This window comes from Vibrio sp. OPT24 (genome assembly GCF_015163545.1).
GTDB classification, from domain to species: domain Bacteria; phylum Pseudomonadota; class Gammaproteobacteria; order Enterobacterales; family Vibrionaceae; genus Vibrio; species Vibrio cyclitrophicus.
Genome location: NZ_JADDYI010000013.1, coordinates 86,171 through 95,975, shown reverse-complemented (window position 1 = coordinate 95,975; position 9,805 = coordinate 86,171). Strand labels below are relative to the sequence as shown.

10 protein-coding genes and 5 tRNA genes are annotated in these 9,805 nt (G+C 43.1%); 12 read left to right on the top strand and 3 right to left on the bottom strand.

Features of this window, described 5'->3' with window-relative positions; all coding sequences use genetic code 11:
• Positions 1 to 15 precede the first annotated feature (15 nt).
• Positions 16 to 92 (top strand) — tRNA-Asp (locus IQO02_RS03640).
• 629 nt (positions 93 to 721) lie between these two features.
• Here IQO02_RS03640 and pssA read toward each other — a convergent pair.
• Entirely contained in the window at positions 722 to 2,062 is a 1,341-nt protein-coding gene (pssA, locus tag IQO02_RS03635) for a CDP-diacylglycerol--serine O-phosphatidyltransferase (RefSeq protein WP_010435586.1), read from the bottom strand.
• 91 nt (positions 2,063 to 2,153) lie between these two features.
• Entirely contained in the window at positions 2,154 to 2,585 is a 432-nt protein-coding gene (locus IQO02_RS03630; protein ID WP_010435583.1) for a GNAT family N-acetyltransferase, read from the bottom strand.
• 66 nt (positions 2,586 to 2,651) lie between these two features.
• Between IQO02_RS03630 and murB the strand changes: the two genes are divergently transcribed.
• Together murB and birA are read left to right on the top strand one after the other, a co-directional pair.
• Positions 2,652 to 3,698: a UDP-N-acetylmuramate dehydrogenase gene (murB, locus tag IQO02_RS03625; RefSeq protein ID WP_016783679.1), complete on the top strand. Its 1,047-nt coding sequence runs from the start codon at positions 2,652 to 2,654 to the stop codon at positions 3,696 to 3,698.
• Positions 3,695 to 4,660: a bifunctional biotin--[acetyl-CoA-carboxylase] ligase/biotin operon repressor BirA gene (gene birA / locus IQO02_RS03620; RefSeq protein WP_016788811.1), complete on the top strand. Its 966-nt coding sequence runs from the start codon at positions 3,695 to 3,697 to the stop codon at positions 4,658 to 4,660. Before murB ends, birA begins: the two co-directional genes overlap by 4 nt.
• A 7-nt stretch (positions 4,661 to 4,667) precedes the next feature.
• Here birA and coaA read toward each other — a convergent pair whose 3' ends face one another.
• Positions 4,668 to 5,591, bottom strand: coding sequence for a type I pantothenate kinase (coaA, locus tag IQO02_RS03615; protein WP_029189146.1), 924 nt, complete (start codon positions 5,589 to 5,591; stop codon positions 4,668 to 4,670).
• A 210-nt stretch (positions 5,592 to 5,801) separates the two neighbouring features.
• Between coaA and IQO02_RS03610 the strand changes: the two genes are divergently transcribed.
• From IQO02_RS03610 to rplW, 9 genes are all read left to right on the top strand, one after another.
• Positions 5,802 to 5,877, top strand: a tRNA-Thr gene (locus IQO02_RS03610).
• Between the two features lie 43 nt (positions 5,878 to 5,920).
• Positions 5,921 to 6,005, top strand: a tRNA-Tyr gene (locus IQO02_RS03605).
• 39 nt (positions 6,006 to 6,044) lie between these two features.
• Positions 6,045 to 6,119, top strand: a tRNA-Gly gene (locus IQO02_RS03600).
• A 13-nt stretch (positions 6,120 to 6,132) separates the two neighbouring features.
• Positions 6,133 to 6,208: transfer RNA gene (locus tag IQO02_RS03595), tRNA-Thr, on the top strand.
• A 92-nt stretch (positions 6,209 to 6,300) separates the two neighbouring features.
• Positions 6,301 to 7,485: an elongation factor Tu gene (gene tuf, locus IQO02_RS03590; RefSeq protein ID WP_010435158.1), complete on the top strand. Its 1,185-nt coding sequence runs from the start codon at positions 6,301 to 6,303 to the stop codon at positions 7,483 to 7,485.
• A 445-nt stretch (positions 7,486 to 7,930) separates the two neighbouring features.
• Entirely contained in the window at positions 7,931 to 8,242 is a 312-nt protein-coding gene (gene rpsJ, locus IQO02_RS03585) for a 30S ribosomal protein S10 (protein WP_004736761.1), read from the top strand.
• A gap of 14 nt (positions 8,243 to 8,256) precedes the next feature.
• On the top strand, positions 8,257 to 8,886 hold the full coding sequence (gene rplC, locus IQO02_RS03580) for a 50S ribosomal protein L3 (RefSeq protein ID WP_004736763.1): 630 nt from the start codon (positions 8,257 to 8,259) through the stop codon (positions 8,884 to 8,886).
• 16 nt (positions 8,887 to 8,902) lie between these two features.
• Positions 8,903 to 9,505 carry a 50S ribosomal protein L4 gene (gene rplD, locus IQO02_RS03575; protein WP_004738803.1) on the top strand — a complete coding sequence of 201 codons (603 nt, stop codon included), beginning with the start codon at positions 8,903 to 8,905 and terminating at the stop codon, positions 9,503 to 9,505.
• Positions 9,502 to 9,804 carry a 50S ribosomal protein L23 gene (gene rplW, locus IQO02_RS03570; RefSeq protein ID WP_004736765.1) on the top strand — a complete coding sequence of 101 codons (303 nt, stop codon included), beginning with the start codon at positions 9,502 to 9,504 and terminating at the stop codon, positions 9,802 to 9,804. The genes rplD and rplW overlap by 4 nt, the downstream gene beginning before the upstream one ends.
• Position 9,805: the final 1 nt, after the last annotated feature.

The window sequence follows — 9,805 nt, the reverse complement described above, 5'->3', positions numbered from 1 at the left end:
TGAGTTGACCACTGCGGAGTGGTAGTTCAGTTGGTTAGAATACCGGCCTGTCACGCCGGGGGTCGCGGGTTCGAGTCCCGTCCACTCCGCCACTTATTAGAAAGCCCTGCTAGTAATAGCAGGGCTTTTTTACATTTGAAGAAAAGTGTTTTGCTTTTAGATTGTATGAGTGCGGTAAAGGCATCGAGCCCCTGCACTTAACGCTATGCCGGCACATATTAGAAAGCCTAGTCTAACGACTAGGCTTTCGTCGTTTTAAGCGTATGTGTTTTGGAATTTGGCTACAGATCCTTATCACTAGCTCTGGTACTTCACTCGATATCGGGACGTGCTGCTTGGGAATATAGGTGGTTACTTCTAACTCTGGTCGTTAAGCTAAAATAGAACAGAACATCAAATTGGGCTTATCTTATTGCTTTATTATGTGAGATTTCCTATCGCTCACGCACTTTGCTGTAGGGAATGACGACCATTATTGCTTTTAATACGTAGAGGGTAATTGTCGATTATGTTCGTATTGGTACTCGTTTAACTGTTCTCTATATCATACCGGATACAGGTATCCGGAACTCTTAGACTAACTAAGGAAAAGTTAGGGTACTTAGCACTTAGATCTACCACACTCACTGTGAATAAATAGAGATGTTGACTCGTTACCTCGTAGATACAAAAACGCCTAGCGTTTGCCAGGCGTTGATAAATAGTGTTTTTAATACATCTACTACAGTATTTGCTTAAGCACTCTATCGGCTTTCACGCGAGTGATCTTTCGAATCAATTTCTGAACTTCGACCGGGTAGGTATCGACTTTATCTAATTGTTTGTAAGTGCAGATAAGTTGCGTATGTTGAAGGATGTTATCAACTTCGGCTTGGAACTTATCCGTTAGGTGATGGTAGTTATCTTGGATAAAAATACCATTCTCTAGATCTAGTTTCCATGCGCGAGGGTTGAGATTATTCCCCGTTAATAGCATATAGCGCTTATCGACCCAAATACCCTTAAGGTGGAAGCTATTAGAGTCGTGTTTCCAAAGCCGAATTGATAAATTGCGACTGGCAATGTTGGCTTCATTGGCTTTAGCAAAACGACGTAAGTTCAATTCGTAAAGGTAAGGCAGCCCGCCAATGGTTTTAAACTCTTCTTCTGGTGAAATGAAGAAGTCGTTCGCGGTCTTATCACCAACAACAATGCTGACCTTTACACCACGCTTGAGCGCTTTCTTTACTTCCTTTGCTAAACTAGGTGGGAAGTTAAAGTAAGGAGTACAAATGAATATCTCATCTTTCGCTTGAGCAACCAGCTGATTAATTCCTTGATTCAGGCGATTACGTCTTTTACCTATACCGACCAGTGGCGTTATGGCAACTTGTTCAGGTGAAACTTCTTGTCCATCGAACTGATATTGAGATCTTGCTAATGACGAACGGAATTGGCGAATAGCTGGTTTGAGTTCTTTGGTAGCAGGCTTGTTCTTATCAGCTAAATCATAAACAGCACTATCTGCGATCATTTGTTCTTGTACATAAGTGAACATTGAATCAGCCAGTGTTGGGTTGTTTAAAACATGGTAGCGATCAAAGCGATAGCGGTCATGATAATTCAGATAAATATTATTAAGACTTGCACCGCTATAGATCACGTTATCGTCGACAATAAATCCTTTCAGATGTAAAACGCCAAAGACCTCTTTACCGCGAACAGGGATGCCATAGACAGGAACAGAGAGCTGATATTTTTCAGCGAATTCTTTGTACATTGCTGCATTGCCTTCAGAAGATTCTGCACCAATTAATCCGCGTTGTGCTCGATGCCAATCGACACAAACACTCACGTCCAAATCTGGGTTCTTTTGCTTTGCTTCATATAAGGCAGTTAGGATCTCACGGCCAGCCTCATCATCTTCAAGGTACAAAGCGACTAAACTAATACGAGTCGTTGCGCGAGATATCTCGTCAAGTAAACGAGTTCGAAACTCTTGCGCTGATAGTAGTACTTCAAACTTGTCAGGATTCTGCGCTATGGTTGGCAATTGTATGAATGGATTCCTACTGGCAATCATATTGACTGTTTTACCTTAAAAATATGCAAAATTGCGAACCTTTAATTTTACCAAAGGCATAGCATCAAATACTAGATAATCGAGGCATTCTCTAACAATTTTGCTGATAATGCATAGGAATGAGATCTTTTCCGCTATTCGAATATCGCTCGTATAAAACTCTCAAACCATTAGGTAGTTGTTTTGGGTCTATTTGTATAAATTGGTGTCGTGTATAAAAGTTTATGAGATGAGCGTATGTAAAGCAGTAGTCTTTTTCTGTGAGTGTATGTTGCTCACAGTACTCCATAAGCTGGGAGCCTAATTGCTTGCCTCTATGCTGTTTTGAGATAGCCATGCCGGTAAGCAAGCGGCTATCTTCTATCGTTCGAAAACGCACGACACCACAAAGCTCGTTATCCAGTAACAATGAATAAATCAGTTCACTCTTATTAGCTTTTCCTGTTGGGTAGTGTTCTTTATAGAAACGTTTAACGAGAGGAACCTTTACGGGGTCTAATTGGGTAATGATGACATTGTTCATTCTGTCACTGCGCCACTTGTTTATCTACGGTAGAATGGCTGCAGTGTAAGTTAATTGAATATCATCATGCAATTCCATCTCAATGCTAGTTTAAAAAATGTTCATACATTTTCCATCGATCAGACGTGTGATGCGTTGGTTGAAGTGACAACCATCGAAGAACTGATTTCTGTTTATAAAGACTCTAAATGGTCGGCCTTACCTAAGTTAATACTGGGAAAGGGCAGTAACATGCTTTTTACTGATCATTTCGCGGGCCTGATCATTGTGAATCAGTTGACGGGGATTACTTTGACCGAGATAGATAGCCATCACTTACTGCATGTTAACGGTGGTGAAGATTGGCCTAGCTTGGTTGAGTGGAGCGTTGGAAAGGGGCTTGGTGGCCTCGAAAATTTAGCAATGATACCGGGCTGTTCAGGTTCTGCACCTATTCAAAATATTGGTGCATATGGTGTTGAACTGCAAGACGTGTGCGAATATGTCGATACTCTTTGCCTGGATACTTATACAGTTAAACGATTAACCAAAGAGCAATGTCTCTTTGGTTATAGAGATTCTATTTTCAAACACGCTTTATACGGTAAAGCGATTGTTGTTGCGATCGGCTTAGCATTACCTAAAGAGTGGAAGCCGTGTAATCACTACGGTCCGTTAAAAAGCCTTCCTATAGAGACTCTTTCTCCTCGTACTATATTTGATGAAGTATGTGCCATTCGTTCGAGCAAGTTGCCAGACCCTGCTGTGCAAGGTAATGCCGGCAGCTTCTTCAAAAACCCAGTGATCACCAAAGATCATTTTGATCGATTGCGATTGCTGTACCCGAGCATTGTAGGTTATGAGAATAATAACATGATCAAAGTTGCTGCTGGATGGCTCATTGATCAATGTCAGTTCAAAGGTGTAATCGAAGGTGGTGCTCAAGTTCACCCAAACCAAGCGTTGGTTATTATCAACTATGACAAAGCCACTGCTTTGGATGTCATTAAGCTAGCTGAGCGAGTACGTCAATCTGTCTTAGATAAATTTGATATTCAATTGGAACATGAAGTCCGTTTTATGGGACGACAAGGTGAGACAAACTTAGATAAAGCATTGGAGATATTAGTATGAGAGAACACAGTACTAAGCTTGCCTTATTAAGATGCCTTGCTGATGGTGAGTTTCATTCTGGAGAATTCCTTGGTGAAATGATCGGAGTATCACGAGCTGCGATCAGTAAGCATATTAAAGGTATTCAAGAGTGGGGCTTGGATATTTATCGAGTGCAAGGGAAAGGTTATAAGCTAGCCAGCCGCTTAGAAATGCTTGACCAAGGGCGATTGTCTGCTGTTAGCCGTGATGCTTCCCTTGAACTGATTCCAATCATAGGTTCAACAAACCAGCATCTGTTAGAACGCACCAACGACCTCGAATCCGGTTCAGTCTGCATTGCTGAATATCAAGCAGCAGGTCGAGGACGTCGCGGGCGCGAGTGGGTGTCACCATTTGGCGCTAATCTGTACCTTTCGATGTACTGGCGACTTGATGCGGGTATGGCTGCTGCTATGGGATTAAGCCTCGTAGTTGGTGTTGCCGTTGTTGAAGCTTTGGAAGAGATGGGAGTCGAAGGCGTTAAGCTTAAATGGCCGAATGACCTTTACCATAATGACAAAAAGCTAGCAGGAATATTGGTAGAGTTGTCAGGGCAATCTGGTGGTGCTGCTCATATTGTAATTGGTTTGGGCCTTAACTTATCTATGGATCCGACAACATCAGGTATTGGCCAGCCATGGACCTCTCTCAAGGAGGTGTGTGATGGACAAGTACCGGATCGTAATCAGCTTGCACAGGCTCTGATTAATGCCTGGGACAAGTCTCTTGTCGACTATGAACTAACAGGGATGTCGAATTTTGTCGAACGTTGGAATCGCTTAGATAATTTCTTAGGTCGCAATGTCAAATTGATTATTGGACCTAGAGAAATTGAAGGTGTCGTTCAGGGGATCGATGAACAAGGTGCCGTGTTACTCAAAACAGAGAACGGCATCGAGAGCTATATTGGTGGAGAGATATCGTTAAGAAAAGGAGACTAAGGCGTTACTATTTTCTAAGCAACACTTCTTCAACCATATGATCTGCGCCTTTACGTAGAATCAGATGTGCCCTTTCTCTTGTCGGAAGGATATTTTGTTCTAGGTTCAAGCCATTAATTGAGCTCCATATACCTTCCGCTTTATCGAATGCTGCTTGATTCGACAGACGGGTGTAATGACTAAAGTACGAACCGGGCTTGGTAAACGCGCCATCACGAAATTTCATGAAACGATTGATATACCACTCTTTGATCTGCTTGCTGTCCGCATCAACATAGAGTGAAAAATCAAGGAAATCAGATATGAAGACACGATGTGGTTCGTGTGGGTAGTTCATGCCACTTTGCAAAACGTTAAGTCCTTCAATGATAAGAACATCTGGTAGATCCACACACTTCACATCACCAGTAATATTATAAGTCAGGTGAGAGTAAACTGGCGCAGTGACATTTCTTTTACATGCTTTAACATCTGAAACAAAGTTGACTAAGCGCTTGATGTCGTAAGACTCAGGAAACCCTTTCTTACTCATCAACCCTTTCTCTTCTAACACCTCATTTGGGTACAAAAAGCCATCTGTGGTCACGAGTTCTACTTTGGGATGGTTTTCCCAGCGGGATAAGAGAGCTTTAAGCAGGCGTGCGGTTGTACTTTTACCTACAGCAACACTTCCAGCTATGCCAATAATAAAAGGTGGCGCTTTCTCTTTTTTATCTAGGAATTCATGAAGCACTGAATTTCTGTTTTGTCTTGCGGCAACATAGAGATTCAATAGACGAGATAACGGTAGATAAATCTCTACAGCTTCTTCCATTGTGAGTTTTTCATTGATGCCTTGAAGCTCTTTTAAGTCGCTTTCAGAAAGTGTCATCGGAACTAAATTCCTTAGCTCAGACCAACGTGCGCGGTCGAATGACATATATGGACTCATACTAAACTCTATAGTGGATGACAAAACAAGTGCATGGAAAATACATCATGCGCTAGATAAATAAAATATCTTCCTGTACTAGATGCGGGTTAAAGGCAGAAACCTTGAGCTAAATAGCTGTATATAGGAATTTGAGATGAGATTTTTCCATTTTTTTTCAATTTACTATTGCAAGGTGGAAAATCATTCAATAAAATGCGCCCCACTTGTGCCGACTTAGCTCAGTAGGTAGAGCAACTGACTTGTAATCAGTAGGTCACCAGTTCGATTCCGGTAGTCGGCACCACTTTCTCCCTTCCTATAAGGCAGCGAGAGAAAGCTCAAAATTTGGAGGGGTTCCCGAGTGGCCAAAGGGAGCAGACTGTAAATCTGCCGGCACTGCCTTCGATGGTTCGAATCCGTCTCCCTCCACCATATTCTAAAGGTTAAATAGCTCAAGCAGAGTTACGTGTTGCGTGCATCGTATAATGGCTATTACCTCAGCCTTCCAAGCTGATGATGCGGGTTCGATTCCCGCTGCACGCTCCAACTCATTTTGTGTGCTGATATAGCTCAGTCGGTAGAGCGCACCCTTGGTAAGGGTGAGGTCCCCAGTTCGACTCTGGGTATTAGCACCAGTCTAAAGCTTCTTCTCCTTTAATAAAAAACCATTTTTTTGGTTGCGTGGTCTTATGTTAAGCCACCTAATCCGTACCTAGAGGGACACCCCATGTCTAAAGAAAAATTTGAACGTACGAAACCGCACGTAAACGTTGGTACTATCGGCCACGTTGACCACGGTAAAACAACTCTAACTGCTGCTATCTGTACTACTCTTGCAAAAGTGTACGGCGGTGTTGCTAAAGATTTCGCATCTATCGATAACGCTCCAGAAGAGCGTGAGCGCGGTATCACAATCGCAACTTCTCACGTTGAGTACGACACTCCAGCACGTCACTACGCACACGTAGACTGTCCAGGACACGCGGATTATGTTAAAAACATGATCACTGGTGCTGCACAAATGGACGGCGGTATCCTAGTTGTTGCTGCGACTGACGGCCCTATGCCTCAAACTCGTGAGCACATCCTACTTGGTCGTCAAGTTGGTATCCCTTACATCATCGTATTCATGAACAAATGTGACATGGTTGATGACGAAGAGCTACTTGAGCTAGTTGAGATGGAAGTTCGTGAACTTCTTTCTGAATACGACTTCCCAGGTGATGACCTACCAGTAATCCAAGGTTCAGCACTTGGCGCACTAAACGGCGAGAAGCAATGGGAAGACAAGATCGTTGAGCTTGCAGAAGCACTAGATTCTTACATTCCTGAGCCAGAGCGTGCAGTAGACCAGCCGTTCCTACTACCAATTGAAGACGTATTCTCAATTCAAGGTCGTGGTACTGTTGTAACTGGTCGTATCGAGCGCGGTATCCTACGTGTAGGTGACGAAGTAGAAATCGTTGGTATCAAAGAGACTACTCTTACTACTTGTACTGGTGTTGAAATGTTCCGTAAACTGCTTGACGAAGGTCGTGCAGGTGAGAACGTTGGTGCACTTCTACGTGGTACTAAGCGTGATGACGTTGAACGTGGTCAAGTACTTTCTGCGAAAGGTTCAATCAACCCACACACTAAGTTTGAGTCTGAAGTATACGTACTTTCTAAAGACGAAGGCGGCCGTCACACTCCTTTCTTCAAGGGTTACCGTCCACAGTTCTACTTCCGTACAACTGACGTAACAGGCGACATTACTCTACCTGAAGGCGTAGAAATGGTAATGCCAGGTGACAACGTTCAAATGACTGTTGAGCTAATCGCTCCAATCGCAATGGACGAAGGTCTACGTTTCGCAATCCGCGAAGGTGGCCGTACAGTTGGTGCTGGTGTTGTAGCTAAAATCTTCGCTTAATAGCATTTAGATTTTTGCACACTCTTCATTAGAAGAGCACGCATTTAAAAAGGGAAGCTTTAGCTTCCCTTTTTTTTTGTTTATAAATAAAGCCTTTTCCCGCGCAATACCTCACATCCTTTAAGCTCCTTTTTCAATATATTCCGATTATTTTTCCAACACCACTTGCATACTAAAGTGTGATCTGTATAATGCATCGCACTGGCTAACGCCGGTTTGTGAACCAATGAGCACTGAGGAGTAGGTCTTACCTAGTAATGTATACTCAGCTTATGTTCGCGGTTAATAAAAATAGTAAATATTGCATTTACTTCAAAAGTTAACTGACAATGCGTCCTGATTTTGGATGCTACGGTTTCACATAAATCAATCGGCATTCTCTCGTTCTTTCGAGCTTGAGTGGCGATATTGTTTGTGTAATTTTTAATAATTGGAGCTCTGTCTCATGCAGAACCAACGTATTCGTATCCGCCTTAAAGCGTTTGATTACAAGCTAATCGATGCTTCAACTGCGGAAATCGTTGAAACAGCAAAACGTACTGGCGCACAGGTTCGTGGTCCTATTCCACTTCCTACTCGTAAAGAGCGTTTCACTGTTCTTACCTCTCCACACGTCAACAAAGATGCACGTGACCAGTACGAAATTCGTACTCACAAGCGTTTGATCGACATCGTTGAGCCAACAGATAAAACTGTTGATGCTCTAATGCGTCTTGATCTTGCAGCTGGCGTTGATGTTCAAATCAGCCTAGGTTAAGGGAGATAAGAATAATGATTGGTCTAGTCGGACGTAAAGTGGGTATGACCCGCGTATTTACTGAAGAAGGCGTTTCTATCCCAGTAACTGTTGTTGAGGTTGAAGCGAACCGTATTTCTCAAGTTAAAACTCTTGAGACAGACGGCTACGCAGCAATCCAAGTAACTACTGGTGCTAAGAAAGCTAACCGTGTAACTAAACCTGAAGCTGGTCACTTCGCGAAAGCGGGTGTAGAAGCAGGTCGCGGTCTTTGGGAATTCCGTTTAGAAAACGGCGAAGAGTTTGAAGTTGGCGCTGAGCTAAACGTAGAACTTTTCAACGAAATTAAAAAAGTAGACGTTACTGGTACATCTAAAGGTAAAGGCTTCCAAGGCGCTATCAAGCGTTGGAACTTCTCTACTCAAGATATGACTCACGGTAACTCTTTGTCTCACCGCGCACCGGGTTCAATTGGCCAATGTCAAACTCCAGGCCGCGTGTTTAAAGGCAAGAAAATGGCAGGTCACATGGGTGCTGAGCGTGTAACGACTCAAAACCTAGAGATCGTACGTGTTGACGCTGAGCGCAATCTACTCCTTATTAAAGGTGCAGTACCGGGCTCAACAGGCGGAAACGTGATCGTAAAACCTGCTGTTAAAGCATAACGTCTAGGAGTAAGTAATGGAATTGATGGTTAAAGGTGCTGATGCACTAACTGTTTCCGAGACTACTTTCGGACGTGACTTCAACGAAGCTCTTGTACACCAAGTAGTTGTTGCATATGCAGCAGGTGCTCGTCAAGGTACTCGTGCTCAAAAGACTCGTTCTGAAGTATCTGGCGGTGGCGCTAAGCCATGGCGTCAAAAAGGTACTGGCCGCGCACGTGCTGGTACAATTCGTAGCCCAATCTGGCGTACAGGTGGTGTTACTTTTGCTGCGAAACCACAAGATCACAGCCAAAAAGTAAACAAAAAAATGTACCGCGGTGCTATGAAGAGCATTCTTTCTGAGCTAGTTCGTCAAGAGCGTTTAATCGTTGTTGATAACTTCTCTGTAGAAGCACCAAAAACAAAAGAACTTGTAGCTAAGCTTAAAGAGCTTGAGCTAAGCGACGTTCTGATTGTAACTGGCGAAGTAGATGAAAATCTATTCTTAGCTGCTCGTAACCTATACAAAGTAGATGCACGTGATGTTGCTGGTGTTGATCCAGTATCACTTATCGCTTTCGACAAGGTTCTAATGACTGCTGACGCAGTTAAGCAAGTTGAGGAGATGCTAGCATGATCACTGAAGAGCGTATCTTAAAAGTTCTACGTGCTCCGCACATCTCTGAAAAAGCAACTATGGCAGCTGAGAAAGCGAACACTATCGTTTTCAAAGTAGCTAAAGATGCAACTAAGAAAGAGATCAAAGCAGCTGTAGAAAAGCTATTTGAAGTTGAAGTTAAGTCTGTAAATACTCTTGTATTAAAGGGTAAGACCAAACGTCAAGGTATGCGTGAAGGCCGTCGTTCAGACGTTAAGAAAGCCTACGTTACTTTGAAAGAAGGTCAAGATCTTGACTTCGTTGGCGGCGCGGAATAAC

What these genes read in the sequence shown, in the direction of transcription:
- pssA (WP_010435586.1), bottom strand. Translation starts at nt 2,062, where the DNA reads ATGATTGCCAGTAGGAATCCATTCATACAATTGCCAACCATAGCGCAG.
- IQO02_RS03630 (WP_010435583.1), bottom strand. Translation starts at nt 2,585, where the DNA reads ATGAACAATGTCATCATTACCCAATTAGACCCCGTAAAGGTTCCTCTC.
- murB (WP_016783679.1), top strand. Translation starts at nt 2,652, where the DNA reads ATGCAATTCCATCTCAATGCTAGTTTAAAAAATGTTCATACATTTTCC.
- birA (WP_016788811.1), top strand. Translation starts at nt 3,695, where the DNA reads ATGAGAGAACACAGTACTAAGCTTGCCTTATTAAGATGCCTTGCTGAT.
- coaA (WP_029189146.1), bottom strand. Translation starts at nt 5,591, where the DNA reads ATGAGTCCATATATGTCATTCGACCGCGCACGTTGGTCTGAGCTAAGG.
- tuf (WP_010435158.1), top strand. Translation starts at nt 6,301, where the DNA reads ATGTCTAAAGAAAAATTTGAACGTACGAAACCGCACGTAAACGTTGGT.
- rpsJ (WP_004736761.1), top strand. Translation starts at nt 7,931, where the DNA reads ATGCAGAACCAACGTATTCGTATCCGCCTTAAAGCGTTTGATTACAAG.
- rplC (WP_004736763.1), top strand. Translation starts at nt 8,257, where the DNA reads ATGATTGGTCTAGTCGGACGTAAAGTGGGTATGACCCGCGTATTTACT.
- rplD (WP_004738803.1), top strand. Translation starts at nt 8,903, where the DNA reads ATGGAATTGATGGTTAAAGGTGCTGATGCACTAACTGTTTCCGAGACT.
- rplW (WP_004736765.1), top strand. Translation starts at nt 9,502, where the DNA reads ATGATCACTGAAGAGCGTATCTTAAAAGTTCTACGTGCTCCGCACATC.